This is a genomic window from Mycobacterium hainanense, assembly GCF_041890355.1.
Lineage (GTDB): Bacteria > Actinomycetota > Actinomycetes > Mycobacteriales > Mycobacteriaceae > Mycobacterium > Mycobacterium hainanense.
Genome location: NZ_CP169059.1, coordinates 2,820,835 through 2,843,440, shown reverse-complemented (window position 1 = coordinate 2,843,440; position 22,606 = coordinate 2,820,835). Strand labels below are relative to the sequence as shown.

Below are 22,606 nucleotides of genomic sequence, written 5' to 3'. Positions count from 1 at the left end.
GCGCGTCACCGTGGACCGCATTCTGCGGTGAGCTGAGCTGATATACGCGCTTTTGCCGATGTTTGCCTCACCGCGCGCGCCGATCCTGGCTACCATGATCGAACGCGCGGACACGCCGCCTTTGGACAGCACAGACTGGAGCGACTTGGGCGTGGGCGACTTGCTGCCGACTGGCACGGTGACGTTGCTACTGGCCGACGTCGAGGGATCCACCCAATTGTGGGAAAGCCAACCCGACGAGATGACGGCTGCGGTCGCGCGATTGGATCGCACACTGTCAGAGCTCGTCGCCGCGCACCACGGAGCGCGGCCCGTCGAGCAGGGCGAAGGCGACAGCTTCGTGATCGCTTTCGCCCGCGCCAGCGATGCCGCCGCATGCGCGTTGGATCTGCAACGCGCGCCATTGGCGCCGATCCGCCTGCGCATCGGTGTGCACAGCGGTGAGATCCAGCTCCGCGACGAAGCCAACTACATCGGTCCCACCATCAACCGCACCGCGCGCATCCGCGACCTGGCCCACGGCGGCCAAACCGTACTCTCTGGCACCGCCGAGGCGCTGGTCGCCGACCGGCTCCCCACCGACGCCTGGCTGACCGACCTCGGCAGCTACCCCCTGCGTGGGGTTCCTCGACCCGAACGGGTAGTGCAGCTCTGCCATCCGGACATTCGCAACGAATTTCCGCCGCTTCGGAAAACCACGACGCCCGTCGTCCGCAATTTTCCTGCTCAACTGACGAATTTCATTGGGCGGCAAGCTGAAATGGCGGCGATCCGCCAGATTGCCCTGGAGAACCGGTTCGCTACCCTGACCGGCGCCGGCGGCGCCGGCAAAACGCGGCTCGCGACCGAGGCCGCGGCCACACTCGCAACCGAGTTCTCCGACGGTGTGTGGTGCGTCGACCTCGCGCCGATCACCGACCCGCGCGTGGTTCCGATTGCCGTGGCCCGCACATTCGGACTGCCCGACCAGCCGGGCCGGTCGACGACTGACACGCTGGTGCGGTTCCTCGGCGAGCGCACAATGCTGTTGCTTCTCGACAATTGTGAGCATCTGCTCGACGCATGCGGGCAGCTGACCATTGAGCTGCTCAATGCGTGCCCGCATGTGACGTTTCTTGCCACCAGCCGTGAACCGCTGGGTATCGCCGGCGAAGTGATCTGGCGCGTGCCGTCGTTGTCGCTGGCCGACGAGGCGGTCGCGCTTTTCACCGACCGGGCCCGCCGCGCCCGGCCGGACTTCTGCGTGACCGCAGACGATGCCGACCTGGTGCTGGAAATCTGCCGCCGCCTCGACGGCATGCCGCTGGCCATCGAACTCGCGGCGGCGCGGGTTCGAGCGCTCTCGCTGACCCAGATCCTGGACAGTCTTCACGATCGGTTTCGGCTGCTGACCGGCGGCGCACGCACCGCAGTGCGCCGCCAACAGACACTGCGCGCCTCGGTGGACTGGTCACACGCGCTGCTCACCGAACCTGAGCGGGTCCTGTTGCACCGGCTGGCCGTCTTCACGGGCGGCTTCGACTTTGAAGCCGCCCAGGCGGTCGGAGCCGGCAGCGAGGTGGAGGGCTACCAGATCCTCGACCAGCTCGGCCTGTTGGTCGACAAGTCGCTGGTGGTCGCCGAAGACGTCCGGGGCGGGATGCGTTACCGGCTGCTGGAAACCGTGCGGCAATACGCTCTAGAAAAGCTCGGTGAGTCCGGCGAATCCGACGAAGTGCGCACGCGGCACCGCGATTACTACACCGCCACCGCGGCCCGGCTGGAGGCGGTCAGCAAGCCGGCATATGGGCGACTGCTGGAGTGGGCCGAAGCCGAGAACGACAATCTTCGCGCCGCATACTTATGGAGCCGCGAGATGGGCGACAACAACGCGGCATTGCGGTTGGTCTCGTCGCTGTTCAACTTCTGGGCCAGGCGCGGGAGGTTGGCGGAAGGCATTGCCGGGTTCGGCGCCATCCTGACCGACGCGCGCGATCCGAGCGTCGAACCGGCCGTATGGGTGCAGGCGGTCGCCGACCACAGCGTTCTCGTGGCGTCGGCGGCAGGCACCGCCAGCATGAAGCGTGCACACGACGCCCTTGTGATCGCGCGTCAACTCGACGATGCAGCCCTGGTTGCCCAAATCCTCACCGCCTGCGGGATGTTGGCTTTCTACACCGCCGAAATCGCTGAGCCGTTCTTGGTTGAGGCCGTCGAGCGCGCCGAGGCGGCCGGCGATCGCGCGCAGCTCGCGCAGATCCGTAACCTCCAAGCAGTCACGGCATGTTTTGCCGGCGACCCGATCGATGCGCGGCCCGCCGCCGAGGAAGCGCGAGATATCGCTGAAGCCCTCGGCGACCGGTTCACCTCGCGGAATTCGGGCATCTGGCTGGGCGTAGCGCTGTGGATGCAGGGCGAACTCGCCGAGGCCGGTCGAGTTCTCGCCGCCTTGGCCGAGGGCGCCGCGACCGCGAACGAGCTGACCAACCGGGTGAATGGTCATGTCGGCCACGGTGTTGTGCTCGCCTACCAGGGCGATGCAGCCGCGGCCAGGGTGGCAGCGGAAGCCGCCGAGGAAGGCACCGTCGCGATGGGCGGCTTCTACGGCGACACGGTCTACGCCGTATTCGCCTATGCCGCACTGGCAAGCGCTGACGCGGGCGCGGCGAAGCTGGCATGTGAGACGGCGTGGCGGCATACCGTTCCTTTCCGCGAAATCTTCGTCAGAAGCATGAACCCGATGGCCGAAGCGTTGCTGGCATGCGGTGACCTGGCCGACGCCCGCCGATGGGCGGACGAGACCGTTGCGGTGGTGCCCGGTGGTACCGGATGGCCGCATTGACGACGCGGGCGTTCGTCGCGTTCGCCCAGGGCGAGCCGGAGCAAGCCGAGCGCGACGCCCATGCGGCGCTGGCGATCGTTTCCGAGACGCGGGGTTACCTGCGCCTTCCCGACGTCTTGGAATGCCTCGCGCGCATCGCGGCGGCCAACGGGAGTCACCAATACGCGGCGCGGATCCTCGGCGCCGCAGCGGCCATCCGGCGGCAGGCCGGGCAGGTGCGCTTCCCCGTCTACGACGCCGGCGTGGGCGCCGCGATCGCCGTGGTCCGGGATGCTATGGGGGAGAATGACTTCGAAGCCGCATGGACGGAGGGCGCCGCATTGTCCATCGAGGAGTCGATCGCCTACGCGCAGCGCGGACGAGGCGAACGCAGACGGCCTTCGAACGGCTGGGCGTCATTGACGCCGACCGAACTCGACGTCGTTCGCCTCGTCGGTGAGGGGCTCACCAACAAGGACATTGCCGCCCGGCTTTTCGTCTCACCACGGACCGTCCAAACCCACCTCACTCACGTTTATTCGAAGGTCGGCGTTAAGTCGCGCGTGCAACTCGCCCAGCAGGCGGCCCGCCGCGGCTGATCGAGTCCGGCCGGGGCCAGTAGGCTCATGGCGGTGAGCGCACGCGCAGGCATCGTCGTCACCGGAACCGAAGTCCTCACCGGGCGCGTCCAGGATGCGAACGGCCCCTGGATCGCGGATCGCCTCCTGGAGCTGGGCGTCGAGCTGGCGCACATCACGATCTGCGGTGACCGCGCCAAAGACATCGAGGCGCAGCTGCGCTTCATGGCGGATCAGGGCATGGACCTGATCGTCACCAGCGGCGGCCTGGGCCCGACGGCCGACGACATGACGGTCGAGGTGGTGGCGCGGTTCTGCGGCCGCGAGCTGGTGCTCGACGACGAAACCGAGAACAAGATCGCGAACATCCTCAAGAAGCTGATGGCCCGCTTCGAGGGCGTCGACTTCGACGCGGTGCGCGCCGCCAACCGCAAGCAGGCGATGATTCCCGCCGGAGCTCAGGTGCTCGACCCGGTGGGCACCGCGCCTGGAGTGGTGGTCCCCGGCAAGCCGACGGTGATCGTGCTTCCGGGGCCGCCGCGCGAGCTGCAGCCGATGTGGAGCCGGGCCATCGAGACGCCGGCGGCGCAGCAGGCGATCGCCGGGCGAACGCTCTATCGGCAGGACACCGCGCGAATGTTCGGGCTGCCCGAATCGGGTCTGGCCGAGACGCTGCGCGAGGCCGAGGCGTCGGTGCCGGGCTTCGAGTCGCTGGAGATCACCACCTGCCTGCGGCGGGGCGAGGTCGAGATGGTGACGCGCTACGAGCCGGACGCCGCAGCCAGCTACGCGAAACTCATGCAGCTGCTGCGCGACCGGCATTCTCAGCAGCTCTTCTCCGAAGATGGTTCCACGGTCGACGATTTGGTCGCCCGGGCGCTGGCCGGCCGCCGGATTGCAACGGCCGAATCGTGCACCGCCGGGCTGCTGGCCGCGCGGCTGACCGACCGGCCCGGATCGTCGGACTACGTCGCCGGCGGGGTGGTGTCCTACTCGAACGAGGCCAAAGCGGAGCTGCTCGGCGTCGACCCGGCGCTGATCGAGGCGCACGGAGCGGTGTCCGAGCCGGTCGCCGAGGCGATGGCGGCCGGCGCCATCGCCCGCTTCGACGCCGACACCGCCGTCGCGATCACCGGCATCGCCGGTCCCGGCGGGGGCACACCCGAAAAGCCCGTCGGCACGGTCTGTTTCAGCGTGACCCTCGCCGACGGCCGCAAAGACACCCGCACGTTGCGGCTGCCCGGCAACCGCTCCGACGTCCGGGAGCGCTCCACGACCGTGGCGATGCACCTGCTGCTGCGCCTGCTCAGCAGCCCCTGACCGCGAGCGTCACGCTAGCGTGGCTCCGACGGCCCGGCGTCACGCTGGCGTGACGCTCGGGAGCGGTTGGTCCGCGGTTACTTGGCTTCGGTTGGCAAGAAAACGGTTTCGGCGGTGCCGAAGCGAATGCCCGTGGCGTCCTTGCCGATCAGCGTCAAGAACGCCACCGCGATCAGCACCGGCACGATCGTCGCCGCCAGGGCGAACGGGTACCCGTGCGACTCCGCGAGGCGCTCCTGAATCGGTAGGTTGAACGCCGCCAACAGGTTTCCCAACTGGTAGGTGACCCCGGGGTACAGGCCGCGGATGGCGTCCGGCGACATCTCGGTCAAGTGCGCGGGGATCACGCCCCACGCGCCCTGCACGAACAGCTGCATCAGGAACGAACCAAGACACAGCATCGCCGCCGTGTGCGAGTAGGCGAACAGCGGCACGATCGGCAGGCCGAGCATCGCGCAGAAGATGATGGTGTAGCGGCGGCTGAACCGCTGTGACAGCGTCCCGAACGCCAGGCCGCCGATGATGGCGCCCACGTTGTAGGCGATCACGATCCACTTGACGGTCGCGCTGGACAGGCCGGCACCGTGGTTGGCCGTCGAGGTCAGAAATGTGGGATAGACGTCCTGGGTCCCGTGGCTCATCCAGTTGAACGCCGTCATCAGCAGCACCAGGTAGAAGAACCGGCGGATGATCGCCCCGTCCCGCAGCACGTCGCGGATCCTGGTGCTGGTCAGTTTCATCTGGTCCTGCGCGGCCTCCCAGACTTCGGACTCCTCCACCCGGTAGCGGATGATCAGACTGACCAGTGCGGGAACGATGCTCAGCGCAAAGAGCCACCGCCACGACAAGCCGAGCCAGTTCATCACCACCAGCGAGGCGACGCTCGCCAGCAGGTATCCGAACGCGTAGCCCTCCTGCAGCAACCCGGAGAAGAAACCGCGTCGCTCGACGGGAACCTTTTCCATCGCGAGCGCGGCGCCCAGGCCCCACTCACCGCCCATGCCGATGCCGTACAGCAGCCGCAGAATCACCAGCACGGTGAAGTTGGGCGCGAACGCGCACAGGAAGCCCACCACGGAGTAGAACATCACGTCCACCATCAGCGGGAGCCGGCGCCCGACACGGTCGGCCCACAACCCGAACAGCAGCGCGCCGACGGGGCGCATGATCAGCGTTGCGGTGGTGACGAATGCGACCTCGGCCTTGCTGTGGTGGAAGGTCTTGGCGATGTCGGCATAGACGAGCACGACGATGAAGTAGTCGAAGGCGTCCATCGTCCAACCCAGCAACGCCGCGATGAACGAGTTCCGCTGGTCGGCGGTCAGCTTGTTTCGAGGACTTTGTGTTGTCACGTTCAGCATCGTGGCCTACCGCGCGCGGTAAAGCGAGCCATTCCAACATACAATCCGGGGGAGTAAGTTCCGGATACATGCGCATCATCGACGCCGACGGACACGTCGCCGAGAATCCCTCGCTGGCAATCGAAGCGATCAAACGCTGGCCGCAGTACGTCAAGCCGAGCACCGACGGGCGGATGCGGTTGACGTTCGAAGGACGCAACTATCCGGAGGACCAGGGCCCGGGTGCGGGGTGTCCGCCGGAGCACGGCATCAGCAAGGCACCCGACATCAATTGCCGATCGACCGAGGGCGTGCTGGGCGACGCCGACCGCGACCACATCGACACGATGGTGTTGTATCCGAGCCTCGGCCTGTGCGCGCCCAGCCTCGAGGATCCTGAGTTCGCCGCCGGGTTCGCCCGGCTGTACAACCAGTGGATCGCGGATTACTGCGCCCCGTCGGGTGGACGGTTACGGGGAGTCGCCGTCACCCCGATTGAGCACGGCCAGGCGGCGATCGACGTTATGACCGAGGCGAAAGAGCTTGGGCTGGTGGCGACCCTGGTCCCGCCGGCGCTCAAGACGCGTAACCTCGACCACCCCGATCTCGACCCCTTCTACGCCGCAGCGGTCGACCTGGAGATGCCGTTGGGCATCCACGGCGCCCCGGGCATTCACCTGCCGAAGATCGGCGTGGACCGCTTCACCAATTACATTCAGGTGCACTGCATCAGTTTCCCGTTCGACCAGATGACGGCGATGACGGCGTTGGTGTCCGGCGGTGTCTTCGAGCGCCACCCGCGGTTGCGCGTCGCCTTCCTCGAGGCGGGCGCGGGCTGGGTTCCGTTCTTCATGGATCGCCTGCACGAGCACTACGAGAAGCGGGGCGACTGGGTCGAACGCGGCTGGCGCCGCGACCCGCACGAGTACCTGGCCGCGGGCAACATCTGGGTGACGTGCGAGCCGGAGGAACCCATCCTGCCCGGGGTGATCGACGTGCTGGGCGCCGACTTCATCATGTTCGCCAGCGACTATCCGCACTGGGACGGCGAATGGCCCGAAAGCACCAAGCACCTGCGGACGCGTCCGGATATCAACGAAGAGGCCCGCGAAAAGATCGGCGGGTTGAACGCGCAGCGCTTCTACAACCTGAATTAGGTTGCCGGCGTTGGTGACTCGTAGCCGCTCACCGTGGTTGGCTCAATCTGTCCCGGACGCCGCGGCCGCTTTCATCGCCGAGCGCCGCGAACGCCCTGCTGACAAGCGACCGGACAGCCGCGAACGGGCTGCCGTTGGCCCAGCTGTGGTGGGAGGATCGTGGGCATGGGCCCCTTTCTGCTGCGCGCCGCATTGACCGGTTTCGCGCTTTGGCTGGTTACGAAGCTCGTCCACGGCATCACCTTCGTCGGCGGTGACACCAAGCTCCAGCGGGTCGGCATCATCTTCGTCGTCGCCGTCATCTTCGGTCTGGTGAACGCGTTCATCAAGCCGATCGTCCAGATCCTGTCGATCCCGCTCTACATCCTCACCCTCGGGTTGTTTCACGTCGTCGTCAACGCGCTGATGTTGTGGCTCACCGCCCGGATCACCGAACACACCACGCACTGGGGTCTACAGATCGATCACTTTTGGTGGACGGCGATCTGGGCGGCGATCGTGTTGTCCATCGTGAGCTGGCTGCTGTCGCTGGTGATTCGCGACGTCGGCCGCCGCCGGGCCTGACGGCTCAGCGGCCCTGCCAGCGCGGTGGTCGTTTTTCGGCGAAGGCGCGCGGCCCCTCCTTGGCGTCCTGTGTCTCGAAAATGCGGTCGCTGTGCCGGGTTTCGTTCTCGTACGCCGACTCGAGGTCGAGCGCCAACCCCTCCACGGCGGACTGCTTCGTCGCGAACACCGCCAGCGGCGCGTTCGCCGCGATGCGCTCGGCGTAGTCGTAGGCGGTGTCCATCAGCCGCTCCGGCGGCACCACCCGATTGATCAGCCCCATCGCCAGGGCGCGGTCCGCGTCCACCATGTCGGCGGTCAGCAGCAGCTCCATCGCCAGCGGGTAGGACATCTGGCGCGGCAGCCGCACCGTGCTTCCGCCGCCGGCGAAGAGGCCGCGCTTGGGCTCCATCACCGCGAAGCGGGCGGCGGGTACGGCGACGCGGATATCGGTGGAGCTCAACATCTCGAAGCCGCCGGCGACGCAGGTGCCGTTGATCGCGGCGACGATCGGCTTGTAGACGGGAAAGCGGTGCAGGACGGCGTGGATGGCGTCTTCCTTGTTCCACCCTCCCGGCTGCGGTAGGTCGCCCGTGAGTTCGGGGATGAACTTCTTCAGGTCAGCGCCCGTGCAAAAGTCCTGCCCCACACCGGTGATCACCGCCACCCACGCGTCGGCGTCATCGCGGAACGCCTCCCACGCGTGGGCCAGGTCGCGGAAATGCGCCATGTCAAGCGAATTACGCGTCTCGGGACGGTTGATCCTGATGGTGGCGATGTGGGCGTCCAGCGCGTAGTCGATGCTCATCGCGCCGTGCCCTGGCCCGCCAGCCGGACCACGTCGCGCGCGCAACCCCAGGACAGGGTCACGCCATTGCCACCGTGGCCGTAGTTGTGAATGCACCAAGCCTCGCCGGACGCCCGATTCAGTGGCTCTCCCTCCACCCGCACCGTGGGACGGTCGGGTCGCAGCCCGGTGATGATCTCTATCACCTCGGCGTCGGCGAGCCGGGGCTCGATCTGCTTGCAGCGCTGCAGGATTCGCTCGGTCACAGCGGGATCCGCGGCGGTGTCCCAACGGCCGGCGACACTGATGCCACCGCACACCACCCGCTGGGGATGGGGGAAATAGCAGGTCCATTCCGGGCCGCCGTTGATCTCCAGAAAAAGCTGGCGCAGACCGGGATTGGTGAGTATCACATGCTGGCCGAACAGCGGTTGCACGCTGTCGTCACCGACCAGCCGTCCCGCGGCGAGGCCGGTGCAGTTGACCACGATCGGCGCGGCGTCGGCCGCCTCGGCCAGCGAGTGCACCGGACGCACCTCGATGTCGCAGCCGGCCGCGGCCAGTCGCCGGGTCAGGTAGTCGAGATAGTGCGGCATGTCGATCATCGGCAGCGTGGCGCGAAAGCCGTTGCCGAACCCGCCCGGGAGGTCGGCCTGGTCGGCCGGCCGCAGGTCGGGGATCAGCTCCGCGGCGGACGACATCGCCTCGGTGGCGGTCAATTCACCGACGGCCATCGCCGGCGCCAGTTGGACGCCAGAGTCGGGATGGTCCGCGAGCTCACGGAAGACCCGCAGCGAATGCCCGGTCCACGCCAGCGTGGCGCTGGCACGCTGCGCGGGCCGCGGTGGCAGCCACACCGCACCCGCCACTTTCGACGTCGACTGCTGCGGCGGGGCGGCCGTCCAGACCCGCACCGGCCAGCCGGCCTCGGCCAGGCACACGGCCGATGTCAGCCCGCTGACTCCGGCACCGACAACGACGATCTGCTGCGCACTGGCCACGGCGCCACCGTAACGAAACCGGGCGAAACCTCGTCAGCGCCCGTCAGGAATGGGGAGGCTGCTGGCCGGCCTGACCGCCCAGCAACCCGTTGAGGATCCCGAGCGTGCCCTGCACGCCGGCGGGCGGCGTGCTGGGGGGCAGGGCCGCGTCCGGGGTCAGCTGCCAGGGCTGACAACCCGACGTCTTGAACGCCTTGTCCGTCGGGTCGATCTGCACCACCTGCGGCTTCTTGCTCATCGCGTTGTCGATGATGTTGCCGTCGGGATTGCCCGTCCGCTTCCAGTAGCACGTGCCGTTGTTCACGGGCCCGCCCGAGCTGTAGATGCCGGGCGCGATGTCAGACCCGACGTTGTAGACGCCGTCCTTATCGATCGTCGTCTTAGGTCCCGGTCCCGGCGCGGCGGCCGGCGAGGCTCCCGGGGAAGGCGCCGGCGAGGCGGACGACGGCGGCGGACCGGGCGGGGGCCCCTGCGAGGCCGCCGGCGACGGTGACGGTGCCGGCGTCTGGTCAGGGTCGGCCCCCGCGAAACCCGCAGAAGCGGTCCAACCCGCGATCATCAGTCCCGCAACGGCCAACCGCGCCGCGGCAGGAACACCAGCCTCAAACCCCATAGCACGCCAGCGTACCGGGGCGAGGACCGTAAATCACACAATGCGGCATACGCCGGTCGCCGTCGTCGGACACGTAAGCCCTGGTCGCGCACCCTAGGGCAGGCGCCGGACGCGCCCGGCGTAGCCGAGCGCATGCTCGTAGGTCTTGAGGTTGTCACGAGAGATCCGCGCGTGCACCGGCCGTTCGAGAAGGAACCGCAGCACCGGGTTGTAGGCGTGGTAGGTCTCGTGGAACGTCAGCACGGTGGTCCCGTCCGCCTGCTCCTCGAGGCGGTGGTAGCCCTCGGCCCGGGACCAGGGCGGCGCGCCGACCGCGACATAGCGTGACAGCTTGTTCTTCTCGGCTTCGGTGACGGTCTCCCACGACCGCGCCCGGCCGCCGGATAGCAGATACTTGGGCACCTCGTAGACGCAGGTGCGGACCAGACCCTCGCCGGCCTCGTTGCCCTCGTTGAGGATCTCCATGCTGCCGCCGGGCCATTCGAGGACTCGCGGCCGCGGGGCGTCGGGCGGGGCGGGCGGATGCAGCACCCGCCACACCTTCGCCGGTGGCGCGTCGACGTGAAACCGCACGGTGTAGGACTGCATCAGCCGTCTCCCCAGCTATCCCAGAATGTGACGGTCTCGGCGGGCGGCCGCGCGGCAGGCCGGAAGCCGGTGCCGACGGTGTAGGCCACCGGAAACAGCGCCGCCTGGGTGACCGTTTCGGGGATGCCGAGCAGCTCGGCCACCTCCCGCTCCCTGGCCAGATGCATCGTCGTCCACACCGAACCCAGCCCGCGCGACCGCAGTGCGAGCAGGAAGCTCCAGCCCGCCGGGATGATCGACGCCCAGGCCGACGCGGCGACCAACAGGTTGGCGTTGTCGATGCGGTTCGCCAGGCAGGGGATCACATGCACGGGAACCTTGCCCAGCGTGTCGGTCAGGGCGAACGCGCTGGCGTACACGCGCCGGGTCTGCGGGTCCGACGCCTCCTTGGCCGCGTGAGCCAGATATTCGGCGCCCACGCTGCGATAGATGTCGGCGATCGCTGCGCGCTTGTCGGCATCGGTGATCACCAGCCACCGCCAATCCTGGGCATTGCTCGCGGTGGGCGCCTGCATCGCCAGCCGGATGCATTCGAGGATCACGTCGCGGCCGACGGGGCGGTCGAGGTCGAGGCGCTTACGCACCGACCGCGTCGTGGTCAGCAGTTCGTCGACCGTGGCCAGGTCCATCCAGTGTTCCTCACTAGAGATCGATTGCGCAGGACTGGTCGACACCCAACACGGTCAACGAGCGGCCCAGGCCGAGAAACACCGCGACGCAGAGCGTCAGATCGAGGATCTCGGGATCGGAGAACGACCCCCGCAGCCGCTCGAAGAAGGCGTCGTCCAGGGACGCATGGTCGGTGGCGAACCGCTCGGCGAATTCGATGGCGAGCCGCTGGCGCGGCGTATAGCCCGGGTAGCCGGCGTACGCGGCGACGTTGTCGTAGAGCTCCGGTGCCACACCGGCGTCCAGCACGGACTGCGCCCGGAATCCGGCGCAGGCGACGCAGTCGTTGATCTGCGCGATGCGCATCCTGGCCAGCTCGCGCTCGTCGGCCGGGAGCACGCTCTGCTGGTAAGCGCCGCGGACCATCCGCTCCACCATGTCGCCGAGTTGCGGCCGCAGCGTCCAGATCATCGCGGCTTCGCCGCCCGGGCCATCCGGCACGGTGAGACGGGCCATCGGCGACTCCTGCCCGGTGAGGTAATTACTGAGTCGAGCAAACCAGTTCGCCACCCGGCTGTCCAGGGCGCCGTGAAACCGCCCATGGACACGGCAACTCCTCGGCGTTAGCGTCCGTTGGACGGGGGCGCTCAAGGCCGAGCGCCCGCTGGGAGGTCTCGGCATGCTGTTCATGCACGAGGTGCACAGGGTCCGCGGTCGGTGCGAAGACGACTTCGAGGCGGCGTTCCGGCAAGGCTGGCTGCCCATGCTCGCCGCCGGTGATGACGCCCGGCTGCTCTGGTATGCCGACCACGCCCAGGGCAGCGGCCCGTCCTACACCGTCGTCACCGTCACCGCGGTCCGGGATGGGGCGGCGTGGGAGCGTCTGGCGCTGCGGGTGCAGCAGGGTGAACTGCGGGGCTGGATGCGCGAACTGGACGAGCTGCGCTACGACGTCGAGGCCAAACTGCTGGCGCCGCTGCCGTGGTCGCCGCTGCAGCAGATGCCGCTGGGGCAGGTGCCCGTCGACGGGCGGGAACACGAACTCAGCCTCTACATGGAAGACACCATGTGGCCTTTCCCGGACAGGTTCGAGGAATACATCGAACGCAGCGGCGACGTGTATGCCCAGAGCCTGGAACGGCCATCGTCAATGCTGTTGATTCAGGCGGCTCTTCGGCCCACGCTCGGCAGCCACCTGCACCGCGAGGTCATCCTGATGCAGCGCATTCAGCGGCCCGAGCAACTCCTGGCACTGCTGCGGACCCGCGTTCCCGCCGAGTACCGGGCCCCGGGCACCTGGATGCACGACGCCCTCGACCTGCGGGACCAGTGGACCAGTCGGTTGCTGCGCACCTCCGCGTGGTCACCGCTGTACTGAGCCGCCCGGATGAATATTTCAACGATGCTCGAGGCCGCCGAGGCGGGTGATCCCACTCGCGTGGCGCTCGTCATCGACGGGCGTGCGATCGGTTACGGCGAGCTGGCCACGGCCGTGCGCCGGTGCGCCGCCGGCCTGGCCGAGCGCGGTGTGGTGGCCGGCCAGCGCGTCGCGGTCGTCGACGGTGGCAGCGTGCTCTCCATCGCGGCCGTCCTCGGGGCGGCCCGCATCGGCGCCGCGGCCGCGCTGATGAATCCGGCGCTGACGCCGCCCGAGCTCCGCGGCCTGTTGACGGGCGCCGGCTGCGCCGAGGTGGCCGTCGCGGGGGGCCCGTATGCGGATCGGCTCCGAAAGGCCGGTGCGCCAACGGTTTTGGGCGCAGACCTGCTGGAGGGCGCCGAGGCGGCGGCGCCGGCCGAGAACGACGACCACGACGCCCTGGTGTTGTTCACCAGCGGGACAACGGGATTGCCGAAGGCCGTCGGCATCAGCGGCGGGCAGCTGGCAAGGCGGATCGAGGGGATGGCGGCGCCCTTCCGGGCCGACGCCAAGCCCTCGGTAGGGATGACGTGTGTCCCGTTCTTCCACGTCGGGGGCGCGCTGGGCACGCTCGGCAGTCTGTACTCGGGCAACACGTCGGTGGTGCAGCCGCGATTCGACGCCGGCGAGTGGTTGCGCCTGGTGTCGGAACACCGGGTGGCGACCACCTTCCTGGTTCCCACGATGTTGCAGCGCATCCTCGACCATCCCGGCTTCCCCGACGCCGACTTGTCGTCCTTAATCGCCATCGCGTACGGGGCCGCCGCCGCGCCCGTCGCCTTGGTGCGCAGGGCGATGGCCGCCCTGCCACACGTGGCTTTCGCCAACGTGTTCGGCCAGACCGAGACCCTCGGCGCCTATACGACGCTGATGCCCGCCGACCACCGCGATCCCGCCCGGGCGGGATCCGTCGGCCGGCCGCTGCCCGGCACCGAGGTGCGGGTCGTGGACCCCGAGACCGGTGCTGATGTCGGGGTCGGGACGGTCGGTGAGCTGTGGGTGAACACCACCCAGAACGTCACCGCCGGGTGGCTGCGCACCGGCGACCTGGCGCGCCAGGACGCCGACGGCTACCTCTTCCCGTGCGGACGGCTCAGCGACACCATCAACCGCGGGGGAGAGAAGTTCGGGCCGATCGAGGTGGAGGAAGCGCTGCGTTCGCACCCGGCGGTGCGGGATGTCGCGGTCGCCGGTATCGCCGACGAGGAGTTGGGCCAGCGGGTAGGAGCCGCGGTGGTGGCTTGGGCACCAGTGACGCTGGACGATCTGCGATCGCATTGTCGCGAGTCGATCGCCTACTTCAAGCTGCCCGAGCGGCTAGCGCTCGTCGACGACATCCCGTATACCGCGACCGGCAAGGTCAGCCGCCGCCAGATCGCCGCGCTGATCGCCGAACAGGCCTGAAGGCAAGGAGTTCCGATGCTGTTCCTCCACGAAACCCACCGGGTGGTCGGCGCACGGCAGGACGAGTTCGAGGCGGCGTACCGCGAGGGCTGGATGCCCACGCTCGCCGAGGCGGACGACGCCCGGCTGCTCTGGTACACCAATCACGCGCACGGGTCGGGGCGGTCCTACACCGTGGTCACCATCACGGGCATTGTCGACGGTGCGGCCTGGGAACGCCTCGCGCGCCGGACTCAAAGCGGAGACCTGCGCCCATGGATGCGCGAACTGGACAACCTTCGCCACGAAGTGACCGGCAAGCTGCTGCTTCCCGTCGATTGGTCACCGCTGCAAACGGTCGACCTGGCGACCGTGCCCACGGACGGTGCGACCCACCCGCTGAGCCTGTTCATGGAAGACACCGGCTGGCCCGACGCCGCGCTCGATGACTACATCCGGATGTGGGACGAGATCTATTACCGTCTGCTGTCCAAAGCCCCAAAAGAGATGCGGATCCTCGATATCCAAGCGTGCTTTCAGGTCGCGCACGGCAGCCACCGCCGCCGAGAAGCGATGCTGTGGCAGAAGATCGAGAACTTCAACAACTATTCCGCGCTCGTCGGGCTGCTGACTACCGAGACGGCGCCCGAGCACCGCCGGCCCGGCAGTTACATGGTCAAGGCGCTGAAATACCGCGATCAGTGGGAAAGCCGGTTGTTGCGGACGTCGGGCTGGTCACCGCTGTATTGAGGCCGGTCGGTTGAGGATCCCGGCGGCCTGCTCGACCATGTCGGCCACGATGTCGCCCGCGGGCCGGACCTGCCGGAGCAGGCCGACCCCCTCTCCGACGAGAATGGCGGCGGTGTCGAAATCCTCGGCGGCGACGGCCTTTTGGTAGTCGGCCACCACCTGTGGCAGCGACGCCGCCAGCGCGTCCTGGTCGCCATGCCATGTGTCGAGAAACGCGTTGCCGAGGGCCCGCGCGTTGTATTCGGCCGGCCAATCCAGCTGTCGCACCAGGTCATAGGCGCGGGTGCGAACGGTCTGGTCGCCGGAGGCCGCCAGCGCCCGCTGCTGTGCGCGCGGCGACACCAGTGCCTCCGGCGTCGCCCAAAATCGGGTGCCCACCAGCGCCCCGTCGGCTCCGAGCGCCAGCGCGGCGGCCAGTCCGCGCCCGTCGGTGACCCCACCCGCGGCCAGCACCGGCGTGCCGGGCGAGCGCTCGGCGGCCAGGTCGACGACGTCAGGCACCAGGGTGAAGGTGGACCGGGCGCTCATCCCGTGCCCGCCCGCCTCGCCGCCCTGGGCCACCACGATATCGGCGCCGGCGTCCAGGGCGCGGCGCGCGTGGTCGAGCGTCTGCGCCTGCGCGATGAGCGGGACGCCGGCGGCGCGGATCCGATCGGCGAACGGGTGCAGCTCACCGAACGACAGCATGATCGCGGCGGGACTTCGGTCCAGGGCCACGTCGAGCAGCTCGGGTTGCCGGGCCAGGCTCCAGGTGATGAAACCGCAACCGACATTTGCCTTTTCGGCGACCTCGAATTCGCGCCGCAGCCATTGCGCGTCGCCGTAGCCGCCGCCGATCAGGCCGAGGCCACCGGCCGCCGTCACCGCCGCCGCCAGCCGCCCCCCGGAGATCGTCGCCATCGGCGCGAGCACGACCGGGTGTCGAATGCCGAGGAGTTTCGTGAGCCGAGTGTCGAGGCTCATGTGAGCTCCCCGGTCAGAAACTGCGCCCGGCCATGGCCGAAAGACCAATCCTCGTCGCCGTTTTCGGTGACCAAGACGATCAGATCGGCCGCGTCCAGCCCGCATCGCTCCGCCAGGTTGGTGGCCAGCAGTTCGTAGAACTTCTCCTTCATCGCCCTCGTGCGTCGCCGGCTCACCACGTGGATGATCACCTGTTGCGCCGAGCGGGTGATGCCCAGACCGGTGTCCAGCGCGACGATTTCGTGGGCGGGATGGCTGCGGACCACCTGATAACGGTCGCGCGGCGGCACCCCGAACGCCTCGACGACCGACTCGTGTACGGCGTCCAGCAGCGCCCGCACCTGCGACGGCGTGCGGCCCTCGACGAGGTCGATGTACAGCAGCGGCATTTTCGTCTCCTTGCGATCTGTGTCCTGGCTATGACGTTAGGTCCGCCCCGATCGGGTGTGAAATGCCTGCTGTAATCGATCTATGCTCGTCAAGCATGGGTACATTCGATGGTGGTCGCGTCGAGTTGCGCCACCTCCGGGCGTTCGAGGCGGTGGCGCGACTCGCGTCGTTCACCCGGGCCGCCGAGGAGCTCCGCATCACCCAGCCGGCGCTCAGCCGGACCATCCAGCAGCTTGAGGACGCGCTCGGCGTGACGCTGGTGGACCGCAGTTCGCGGCACGTGGAGACGACCTCGGCGGGACGCACGTTCCTCGAGCACGTCGAGCGGGTGCTCGCCGAGCTGGAGCGGGCGTTCGGCGCCGTGCGTCGGCAGGCCAGCATCGGCCTCGGATTCAGCTGGTTGCTGCCCGACCCGTGGGCGCAGGACACCGTCGCCCGTTTCGAACGGGCCACCGGGACGACGGTCAGGCTGGTCCGCACCGACGATGCGCTGGGCGCCGTGCAGCAGGGCCGGGTCGACGTCGCCGTGGTCCGCGGACAGGTGACGTCGACCGCCGTGCGGGTGGTGCATCTGTTCGACGAGAACCGGGTGGCCGTGTGTTCGTTGCATTCGCCGCTGGCGTCCCGCTCGGAGCTGGACTGGGCCGAGGTCCCGCAGTGGCCGTTGGTCGTCAACACCGCCAGCGGGACCACCGGGCCATGGTCGTGGCCACCGGGGGAGGGACCGAAAAGGATCATCGAGACAACCAATTTCGACGAGTGGCTCGAGTCGGTGGCGGCCGATCGCGGCATCGGCGTGATCCCCGACGTCGCCGTCCGCCGCAACATCCACCCCGGCGTCCGGTTCGTCACGCTGCGCGGGGCCCCCGAGAGCCCGGTCGCCCTGACGTTTCTGCCGCGCGCCCGCAACGCCGTGCTGCGCCGCTTCGTCGAGGCCGCCGTCGCGAGCGCGCGAAACGTTTGAGCGTGCGCTCACGATCTCGGCATGCGAGCGGTCAGGCCAGCGGCGCCAGGCCCGAGCGCAGCAGATCCAGGCTGGACGCCACCAGCTCGCCGAGATCCCCGGCGCAGCCGTTGCGGCCCCAATTCTCCACCGCCACAACGAGCGCGGCGGCCAGGGCCGAGCCCGCGACCTCGGCGAGCAGATCGATATTCGCCACTTCCGCGTTGCGGCATCTGACGAAGTCGGTCAGCACTTGCGCGAACGACGCTTGCACGACGCGCAGGTGACCGGCGATGCGCTCCGCGCTGATCAACTCCGCGCGGGCCGAAGCGGCCTGGCGGACCACTTCGAGGTCGTGCGGGAAAGCCGCGACGCTCGCCAGCACCGCATCGAAGAGCGACTCGGAAGCGGGGCGGCGGGCGAGCGCCTCGGCCAGCCATTCCAGCTGCGTCTCGTAGTCCTGGAAGAGCACCGCCTCCTTGGTGGGGAAGTGCCGAAAGAAGGTCCGTTCGGTGACGCCGGCCTCCCTGGCCAACTCCGTCACGGTGACGTTGGCAAACCCCTTGCGGGCGAAGCTTTTCAAGGCCGCTTGGCGCAGTGCCTCGTGCGTCGATCGTCGGCGTAGCTCGTGGCGGTTCGTCGGCGCGCTCATCCCATCGAGATGGTATCCCAGCCGGCCGCAATTCGTCAGGGCTGACATCTTCCTATTATGTCAGTACTGACATATTCTTGTCACGCGCCGACCCGAGGGAGGAAGCCATGTCGGACTATGACGCGATCGTCGTGGGTGCCGGACACAACGGATTGACCGCGGCGGCGGTGCTGCAGCGCGCGGGCCTGCGCACGCTGTGCCTGGAAGCCAACACCTACGCGGGCGGCATGGCGGCCACCGTCGAACTGATCGACGGCTTCCGCTACGAGATCGCCGGTTCGGTGCAGTTTCCCACCGCAAGCCAGATCACCAAGGACCTGGGCCTCGACACCCTGCCCACGGTGGAGCCGGAGGTGATGTCGACCAACATCGGCGACCACGGTGAGGAACCGATGATCTTCTACCGCGACCCGATGCAACTGATGACGCACCTGGGCGACAAGCACGGCATCGAAGCCGTCACCGGCATGGCGGAATTGATCGCGTGGAGCCAGGGCCCGGCAAAGGCCCTGGGCCGCTTCGACGTCCGCACACGACCCAAGACCCTCGACGAGATGTATGCCTGCGCCGCCAACGACGCGGAGCGCCAGGCCATTCACGAGATGCTGTTCGGGTCGGCGATGGACGTCATCGACCGCTACCTACCCGACAAGGACAGGCACGCCGTCATGCGGGGAATGCTCGCCTTCCTGGCCGTCAACTCCACCTACCGTGGGCCCTACACGCCGGGCAGCGCGACCTGCCTGGCGTTCGCGCTGGCGGTGCCGGACGATGCCACCGCGATGATGACCAAGCTCAAAGGCGGCATCGGCGCGCTCACCGAACACCTGCGAGAGCTGTTCGTCTCCCACGGCGGCGAGATCCGCTACCGCGCCAAGGTGGACCGGATCCTCGTCGAGCATGGCGCGGTGACCGGGGTGCGGTTGCGCGACGGCTCCAGGATCACCGCCCCGATCGTGGTCTCCAACCTCGCCCCCGACGTCACGCTCACCGACCTCATCGACGCCGAACACGTTCCGCCGCAGCTGGTCTCACGGCTGTCCGGCCGCGACCACCGCGCCTCGTTCGTGCAGATCCACTTCGCCCTCGACGGCCTGCCCGAGTTCGCCGCACCGTATGAGTTCTTGAACGAGGAAGGCATGCAGCAATCGGTCGGGATCTTCGGGGATCCCGAGGAACAGCAGCTGAATTGGGAGAACTGCCGTCGGGGCATTGTCCCCGACAACCCCTCGATGGGAATGCAGATACCGTCCGTGCACGATCCGGGCATGGCGCCGCCGGGCAAGCACGCCGCCAGCGCCTACGCGTACGCGTTCCCGGTCGAAGTCAGCCGGGATCAGCATGGGCATCTCAAAAACCTGATGGCGGGGCGCGTTATCGACAAGATCACCAGGCTGGCCCCGAACTTCAAGGACATCGTGATCCGCCACATCACCTTCGCGCCCTACCACATGAACACGATGTTCGGCGCGCCCGCCGGCGACTTCTGCCACGGCCTGCTGCATCCGGACCTGATGGGCCCGAACAGGCCCGGCCCCAAGGGATTCATCGACTTCCCGATCCCCATCGACGGCCTCTACCTCGGCGGCGCGGGATGCCATGGCGGGCCGGGCATCACCTTCACGCCCGGCTACAACGCCGGCTATCAAGCGCTCGACGACATGGCCTGAGGCTCAGCCGGCGAACGTTCCGGTCAGCTGCGCCTGGGCGGTCGCGGCGCCGCCGATCGTCTGCGCCGCCTGCACGCCGGCGAGGCCGCCGGGGAGCTGGTAGTCGTTGGGCAGCTGGTAGAGGGTGAACCGGTAGTGGTGAGTGCCGCTTCCCGCGGGCGGGCACGGGCCCTTGTAAGCGGCCTGTCCGGCCGTGTTCGGCAGCGCGACCGCACCGGCGGGAGTCTGACCGTCGGCGGTGCTGCCGGATCCCGGGCCGATGCCGACAACGACCCAGTGCACGTACAGCCCGTTGACGGCGTCCGGGTCGTCGACCACGAGCGCCGCCCCCAACGGTGCCGACCAGGCCAGCGGCGGCGCGATGTCGGCCCCTTTGCAGGTGTACTGCACGGGAATCGGGGCGCCGTCGCCGAACGCCGGGCTGCTGATGGTCAATGGCGCCCCGGCGGGCGCGGCCGCGACCGTCCGCCCCAGGGTGGTCACCTTCGGCGTCGACGGCGCCGTCACGCGCGTGTCGCCGTGGCCACCGCAGCCGGCCAGCGCGACAACGATCGAGAGCCCGCCGATGATCGATGCGATACGGCGAGGGCCGCGCGGGGTCGTCGATTCCATAACAAACAGTGTGGACCGCGCCGCGGCCGTCCGGTAGGGCCGGAGCGCCGTTAGGAGTCGCGCTTCTTCACGTCGAGCACGCGCTTGCGCAGCCCCTTGGTCGCGGTGTCCATCAGGCTCTTGGATCCACGCTTGATCAAGAACCCGGGCACCGGCATCAACAGGTCGACGGTCAGATCGAAGTTCACCCGGGTGGAGTCGCCGTCGGGGGTCAGCGTGTAGCGGCCGTCCTGCGCGCGCTGCTGTTTGGCGCTGACCAGTGTCCAGCTCACGCCGTCGTCGTGCACGGTGTACGCGAGCTCTTGCTCGTCGCTGACGCCGACCAGTTTGACCACTTGCTTCGACCTGGTGGGGTGACCTTGATCGTCCCGCTCGAGAACCTCCACCTTTTGATGAACCGAGGACCACTCGGGCAGCGATTCGATGTCGAACAGCACATCCAGGATCTCATCCGGTGTCGCTTCGATGACGACCTCGCGGGATTCGGTGACAGCCATGGGGGATAGATAACCACTGCGGCGCCACTAAAAACTCACGGCACCAGGACCACCTTGCCGATATTCTCGCGCGCCGCCAGGATGCGGTGCGCCTCCGGCGCTTGGTCGAACGGCACCGCCGCGTGGACGATGGGGGCGATCGTCTGGTCCTCGAGCGCCTTGGTCAGCGGGGCGATCCACGGTTCGAGGGTGCCGCGGTCGTCCCACAGTCGCAGCATGTTGAGGCCGATCACGGCCTTGGACGCCGAAAGTTGGTCGATCAGGTTGAACCCGCGCAGCATCGCCAGCGCGTGCGGGGCCGCCGCCCGCAGCGAGCGTTTCTCGCCGTGTTGCAGGTTCGAAACGCCGTATCCCACAAGCCTTCCGCCCGGCCGCAGCAGCGCATAGGACCGCCGCAACGAGGTTCCCCCCAGCGCGTCGAGCACCACGTCGTACGGTTCCAGGCCCTCCCACCAGCCGTCGCGTCGGTAATCGATCGCTCGGTCCACGCCCAGTTCGGCCAACTTCTGATGCTTCGCCGGCGACGCCGTGCCATGCACTTCGGCCCCCGCGGCCTTTGCGAACTGGACGGCCGCGATCCCGACCCCGCCGGCCGCGGCGTGCACCAGCACCCTCTCGCCGGTGCGCAGCGACCCGTACCCGTGCAGCGCGGCCCATGCGGTCGCGTAGTTGACCGGGACGGCGGCGCCCTGTTCGAAGGTCATCGCGGCGGGCATCGGCACCGAGTCGCTCGCCGCGACGTTGACCAGCTCGGCGTAGCCGCCGAACCGGGTGCCCGCCAGGACCCGTTCGCCCACGCGGCCGGGATCGACACCCGCGCCGACGGCCTCGACCGTCCCGGCGACCTCGTAGCCGACCACCGCCGGCAGTTTCGGCGCGTCGGGGTACATGCCCACACGGGCGAGGTGATCGGCGAAGTTGACCCCCGCCGCCCGCACGGCGACCCGCAGCTGCCCGGGACCCGGTGGCGGGGGATCGGGGCGCTGCTGTACCCGCAGCACCGATGGATCGCCGCGCTTGGTGATGACGACTGCGCGCATCTGCAACTTCCTCCCCGGCCGCTCAGGCCCGGTTGACGGCGTCGGCCAGGCGGGGGGACCGAAATATAAGTCGGGGATTTCCGGCATGTCAACCATTCCGACAAGCGCTGACGGCGCAGCCCGGCGACGGTTATCTTCCCGGTTATGCACTTCGCCTGGGAGCGGCTGACATCCAGCGTGCATCGCTGCCGGCTGCCGTTCTGCGACGTCACCATCGGGCTGGTCCGCGGCGGCACCGGGGCACTGCTCGTCGACACCGGCACCACGCTGGCCGAAGCGGAGGCGATCGCGGCCGACGTGCGCCGGCTCGCGGGGCGAGGGGTCACCCATGTCGTGTTGACGCACAACCACTTCGACCACGTTCTGGGTTCCTCGGCCTTTGGCGAAGCCGAAATCATCTGTGCCCCAGAGGTTATCGAGTATTTGTCGACCGCCGCCGATCACCTTCGTGCGCACGCCGTGAGCTATGGCGCCGACGCCGCGCAGGTCGAGCGCGCCATCGCTGCGTTGCGGCCGCCCCAGCGCGGTGTTTACGACGCCGTTGTCGACCTGGGCGATCGCACCGTCACGATCACCCACCTGGGTCGGGGACACACCATCGCCGACCTGGTCGTCATCGCGCCCGGCGTCGACGGCGAAGGCGACCCGGTCGTCTTCTTCACCGGTGATCTCGTCGAGGAGTCCGGCGATCCCTATATCGACGCCGACTCCGATGTGGCGGCCTGGCCGTCGACCCTCGACCGGATACTCGCGGTGGGCGGACCGCATGCCGTCTACGTGCCGGGCCACGGACGCGTCGTCGACGCCGGATTCATCCGCCGCCAGCGGGATTGGCTGGCCCGACGCGCGGGCACCGCCCCGGGCTAAACGTTGCACCGCACAGACGCGACCTCTTGTTTGCTGGATTCGCCGGCTTTCCGCACTTCCGCTCGAGCGGGCGGTCGGGGCAAGCC

General features: G+C 68.5%; 22 protein-coding genes and 1 pseudogene. 10 read left to right on the top strand and 13 right to left on the bottom strand.

The window, feature by feature from the left end:
* Nucleotides 1–151 precede the first annotated feature (151 nt).
* Nucleotides 152–3,399 (top strand): annotated as a pseudogene (locus ACEL92_RS13285) (LuxR C-terminal-related transcriptional regulator).
* Nucleotides 3,400–3,426: 27 nt separating this feature from the next.
* Nucleotides 3,427–4,698, top strand: a complete 1,272-nt coding sequence (locus tag ACEL92_RS13280; protein ID WP_374025991.1) for a competence/damage-inducible protein A — start codon at nt 3,427–3,429, stop codon at nt 4,696–4,698.
* A 77-nt stretch (nt 4,699–4,775) separates the two neighbouring features.
* On the opposite strand, the gene ACEL92_RS13275 is transcribed toward ACEL92_RS13280, so the two are convergent.
* Nucleotides 4,776–5,972 (bottom strand): MFS transporter, encoded by a 1,197-nt coding sequence (locus ACEL92_RS13275; RefSeq protein ID WP_374026204.1) that lies wholly within the window; start codon nt 5,970–5,972, stop codon nt 4,776–4,778.
* Between the two features lie 155 nt (nt 5,973–6,127).
* On the opposite strand from ACEL92_RS13275, the gene ACEL92_RS13270 reads away from it, so the two are divergent.
* Nucleotides 6,128–7,195: an amidohydrolase family protein gene (locus ACEL92_RS13270; RefSeq protein WP_374025990.1), complete on the top strand. Its 1,068-nt coding sequence runs from the start codon at nt 6,128–6,130 to the stop codon at nt 7,193–7,195.
* 165 nt (nt 7,196–7,360) lie between these two features.
* Nucleotides 7,361–7,759 (top strand): phage holin family protein, encoded by a 399-nt coding sequence (locus ACEL92_RS13265; protein WP_374025989.1) that lies wholly within the window; start codon nt 7,361–7,363, stop codon nt 7,757–7,759.
* A 4-nt stretch (nt 7,760–7,763) separates the two neighbouring features.
* Here the strand turns inward: ACEL92_RS13265 and ACEL92_RS13260 are convergent, their stop codons facing one another.
* The 6 genes from ACEL92_RS13260 to ACEL92_RS13235 all read right to left on the bottom strand — a co-directional run bounded on the left by ACEL92_RS13260 (nt 7,764) and on the right by ACEL92_RS13235 (nt 11,852).
* The gene (locus ACEL92_RS13260) at nt 7,764–8,546 is read right to left on the bottom strand and encodes an enoyl-CoA hydratase/isomerase family protein (protein ID WP_374025988.1); all 783 of its coding nucleotides are present in this window, start codon (nt 8,544–8,546) and stop codon (nt 7,764–7,766) included.
* Nucleotides 8,543–9,526 carry an FAD-dependent oxidoreductase gene (locus tag ACEL92_RS13255; protein WP_374025987.1) on the bottom strand — a complete coding sequence of 328 codons (984 nt, stop codon included), beginning with the start codon at nt 9,524–9,526 and terminating at the stop codon, nt 8,543–8,545. The genes ACEL92_RS13260 and ACEL92_RS13255 overlap by 4 nt, the downstream gene beginning before the upstream one ends.
* Nucleotides 9,527–9,569: 43 nt before the next feature.
* Nucleotides 9,570–10,139 (bottom strand): hypothetical protein, encoded by a 570-nt coding sequence (locus ACEL92_RS13250; protein WP_374025986.1) that lies wholly within the window; start codon nt 10,137–10,139, stop codon nt 9,570–9,572.
* 93 nt (nt 10,140–10,232) lie between these two features.
* Nucleotides 10,233–10,727 carry an SRPBCC family protein gene (locus ACEL92_RS13245; RefSeq protein ID WP_374025985.1) on the bottom strand — a complete coding sequence of 165 codons (495 nt, stop codon included), beginning with the start codon at nt 10,725–10,727 and terminating at the stop codon, nt 10,233–10,235.
* Complete coding sequence (locus tag ACEL92_RS13240; protein WP_374025984.1) at nt 10,727–11,356, bottom strand: nitroreductase family protein; 630 nt, start codon at nt 11,354–11,356, stop codon at nt 10,727–10,729. Before ACEL92_RS13240 ends, ACEL92_RS13245 begins: the two co-directional genes overlap by 1 nt.
* Before the next feature lie 13 nt (nt 11,357–11,369).
* On the bottom strand, nt 11,370–11,852 hold the full coding sequence (locus ACEL92_RS13235; protein ID WP_374025983.1) for a carboxymuconolactone decarboxylase family protein: 483 nt from the start codon (nt 11,850–11,852) through the stop codon (nt 11,370–11,372).
* A 163-nt stretch (nt 11,853–12,015) separates the two neighbouring features.
* Here ACEL92_RS13235 and ACEL92_RS13230 point away from each other — a divergent pair, with 163 nt between their 5' ends.
* Genes ACEL92_RS13230 through ACEL92_RS13220 form a run of 3 tightly spaced genes read left to right on the top strand, consistent with a single transcriptional unit; the run spans nt 12,016 to nt 14,886 of the window.
* Nucleotides 12,016–12,714 (top strand): hypothetical protein, encoded by a 699-nt coding sequence (locus tag ACEL92_RS13230; RefSeq protein ID WP_374025982.1) that lies wholly within the window; start codon nt 12,016–12,018, stop codon nt 12,712–12,714.
* A gap of 9 nt (nt 12,715–12,723) precedes the next feature.
* On the top strand, nt 12,724–14,157 hold the full coding sequence (locus tag ACEL92_RS13225; RefSeq protein WP_374025981.1) for a class I adenylate-forming enzyme family protein: 1,434 nt from the start codon (nt 12,724–12,726) through the stop codon (nt 14,155–14,157).
* 15 nt (nt 14,158–14,172) lie between these two features.
* Nucleotides 14,173–14,886, top strand: coding sequence for a hypothetical protein (locus ACEL92_RS13220; protein WP_374025980.1), 714 nt, complete (start codon nt 14,173–14,175; stop codon nt 14,884–14,886).
* On the opposite strand, the gene ACEL92_RS13215 is transcribed toward ACEL92_RS13220, so the two are convergent.
* Together ACEL92_RS13215 and ACEL92_RS13210 are read right to left on the bottom strand one after the other, a co-directional pair.
* The gene (locus ACEL92_RS13215) at nt 14,872–15,849 is read right to left on the bottom strand and encodes an NAD(P)H-dependent flavin oxidoreductase (RefSeq protein WP_374025979.1); all 978 of its coding nucleotides are present in this window, start codon (nt 15,847–15,849) and stop codon (nt 14,872–14,874) included. The genes ACEL92_RS13220 and ACEL92_RS13215 overlap by 15 nt on opposite strands.
* The gene (locus tag ACEL92_RS13210) at nt 15,846–16,238 is read right to left on the bottom strand and encodes a tautomerase family protein (RefSeq protein WP_374025978.1); all 393 of its coding nucleotides are present in this window, start codon (nt 16,236–16,238) and stop codon (nt 15,846–15,848) included. Before ACEL92_RS13210 ends, ACEL92_RS13215 begins: the two co-directional genes overlap by 4 nt.
* Nucleotides 16,239–16,333: 95 nt before the next feature.
* On the opposite strand from ACEL92_RS13210, the gene ACEL92_RS13205 reads away from it, so the two are divergent.
* The gene (locus ACEL92_RS13205) at nt 16,334–17,203 is read left to right on the top strand and encodes a LysR family transcriptional regulator (protein WP_374025977.1); all 870 of its coding nucleotides are present in this window, start codon (nt 16,334–16,336) and stop codon (nt 17,201–17,203) included.
* 31 nt (nt 17,204–17,234) lie between these two features.
* On the opposite strand, the gene ACEL92_RS13200 is transcribed toward ACEL92_RS13205, so the two are convergent.
* On the bottom strand, nt 17,235–17,834 hold the full coding sequence (locus ACEL92_RS13200) for a TetR/AcrR family transcriptional regulator (protein ID WP_374025976.1): 600 nt from the start codon (nt 17,832–17,834) through the stop codon (nt 17,235–17,237).
* Nucleotides 17,835–17,941: 107 nt separating this feature from the next.
* Here ACEL92_RS13200 and ACEL92_RS13195 point away from each other — a divergent pair, with 107 nt between their 5' ends.
* On the top strand, nt 17,942–19,504 hold the full coding sequence (locus ACEL92_RS13195) for a phytoene desaturase family protein (RefSeq protein WP_374025975.1): 1,563 nt from the start codon (nt 17,942–17,944) through the stop codon (nt 19,502–19,504).
* Between the two features lie 3 nt (nt 19,505–19,507).
* On the opposite strand, the gene ACEL92_RS13190 is transcribed toward ACEL92_RS13195, so the two are convergent.
* From ACEL92_RS13190 to ACEL92_RS13180, 3 genes are read right to left on the bottom strand one after another with little or no spacing between them, the layout of a single operon-like run.
* On the bottom strand, nt 19,508–20,116 hold the full coding sequence (locus ACEL92_RS13190; RefSeq protein ID WP_374025974.1) for a YbhB/YbcL family Raf kinase inhibitor-like protein: 609 nt from the start codon (nt 20,114–20,116) through the stop codon (nt 19,508–19,510).
* Nucleotides 20,117–20,166: 50 nt separating this feature from the next.
* Entirely contained in the window at nt 20,167–20,613 is a 447-nt protein-coding gene (locus tag ACEL92_RS13185; RefSeq protein ID WP_374025973.1) for an SRPBCC family protein, read from the bottom strand.
* A 35-nt stretch (nt 20,614–20,648) separates the two neighbouring features.
* The gene (locus tag ACEL92_RS13180; RefSeq protein ID WP_374025972.1) at nt 20,649–21,653 is read right to left on the bottom strand and encodes a zinc-binding dehydrogenase; all 1,005 of its coding nucleotides are present in this window, start codon (nt 21,651–21,653) and stop codon (nt 20,649–20,651) included.
* A gap of 144 nt (nt 21,654–21,797) precedes the next feature.
* Here ACEL92_RS13180 and ACEL92_RS13175 point away from each other — a divergent pair, with 144 nt between their 5' ends.
* Nucleotides 21,798–22,520 (top strand): MBL fold metallo-hydrolase, encoded by a 723-nt coding sequence (locus tag ACEL92_RS13175; protein WP_374025971.1) that lies wholly within the window; start codon nt 21,798–21,800, stop codon nt 22,518–22,520.
* The last annotated feature ends 86 nt before the right edge of the window (nt 22,521–22,606 follow it).

Excerpts from the sequence above, each read along its gene's own strand:
- ACEL92_RS13215 (WP_374025979.1), bottom strand. The coding sequence starts at position 15,849 with ATGAGCCTCGACACTCGGCTCACGAAACTCCTCGGCATTCGACACCCG.
- ACEL92_RS13180 (WP_374025972.1), bottom strand. The coding sequence starts at position 21,653 with ATGCGCGCAGTCGTCATCACCAAGCGCGGCGATCCATCGGTGCTGCGG.
- ACEL92_RS13220 (WP_374025980.1), top strand. The coding sequence starts at position 14,173 with ATGCTGTTCCTCCACGAAACCCACCGGGTGGTCGGCGCACGGCAGGAC.
- ACEL92_RS13240 (WP_374025984.1), bottom strand. The coding sequence starts at position 11,356 with ATGGACCTGGCCACGGTCGACGAACTGCTGACCACGACGCGGTCGGTG.
- ACEL92_RS13265 (WP_374025989.1), top strand. The coding sequence starts at position 7,361 with ATGGGCCCCTTTCTGCTGCGCGCCGCATTGACCGGTTTCGCGCTTTGG.
- ACEL92_RS13225 (WP_374025981.1), top strand. The coding sequence starts at position 12,724 with ATGAATATTTCAACGATGCTCGAGGCCGCCGAGGCGGGTGATCCCACT.
- ACEL92_RS13195 (WP_374025975.1), top strand. The coding sequence starts at position 17,942 with ATGTCGGACTATGACGCGATCGTCGTGGGTGCCGGACACAACGGATTG.
- ACEL92_RS13205 (WP_374025977.1), top strand. The coding sequence starts at position 16,334 with ATGGGTACATTCGATGGTGGTCGCGTCGAGTTGCGCCACCTCCGGGCG.
- ACEL92_RS13235 (WP_374025983.1), bottom strand. The coding sequence starts at position 11,852 with ATGGCCCGTCTCACCGTGCCGGATGGCCCGGGCGGCGAAGCCGCGATG.
- ACEL92_RS13260 (WP_374025988.1), bottom strand. The coding sequence starts at position 8,546 with ATGAGCATCGACTACGCGCTGGACGCCCACATCGCCACCATCAGGATC.
- ACEL92_RS13280 (WP_374025991.1), top strand. The coding sequence starts at position 3,427 with ATGGCGGTGAGCGCACGCGCAGGCATCGTCGTCACCGGAACCGAAGTC.
- ACEL92_RS13200 (WP_374025976.1), bottom strand. The coding sequence starts at position 17,834 with ATGAGCGCGCCGACGAACCGCCACGAGCTACGCCGACGATCGACGCAC.
- ACEL92_RS13190 (WP_374025974.1), bottom strand. The coding sequence starts at position 20,116 with ATGGAATCGACGACCCCGCGCGGCCCTCGCCGTATCGCATCGATCATC.
- ACEL92_RS13230 (WP_374025982.1), top strand. The coding sequence starts at position 12,016 with ATGCTGTTCATGCACGAGGTGCACAGGGTCCGCGGTCGGTGCGAAGAC.
- ACEL92_RS13185 (WP_374025973.1), bottom strand. The coding sequence starts at position 20,613 with ATGGCTGTCACCGAATCCCGCGAGGTCGTCATCGAAGCGACACCGGAT.
- ACEL92_RS13245 (WP_374025985.1), bottom strand. The coding sequence starts at position 10,727 with ATGCAGTCCTACACCGTGCGGTTTCACGTCGACGCGCCACCGGCGAAG.
- ACEL92_RS13250 (WP_374025986.1), bottom strand. The coding sequence starts at position 10,139 with ATGGGGTTTGAGGCTGGTGTTCCTGCCGCGGCGCGGTTGGCCGTTGCG.
- ACEL92_RS13175 (WP_374025971.1), top strand. The coding sequence starts at position 21,798 with ATGCACTTCGCCTGGGAGCGGCTGACATCCAGCGTGCATCGCTGCCGG.
- ACEL92_RS13210 (WP_374025978.1), bottom strand. The coding sequence starts at position 16,238 with ATGCCGCTGCTGTACATCGACCTCGTCGAGGGCCGCACGCCGTCGCAG.
- ACEL92_RS13275 (WP_374026204.1), bottom strand. The coding sequence starts at position 5,972 with ATGGACGCCTTCGACTACTTCATCGTCGTGCTCGTCTATGCCGACATC.
- ACEL92_RS13270 (WP_374025990.1), top strand. The coding sequence starts at position 6,128 with ATGCGCATCATCGACGCCGACGGACACGTCGCCGAGAATCCCTCGCTG.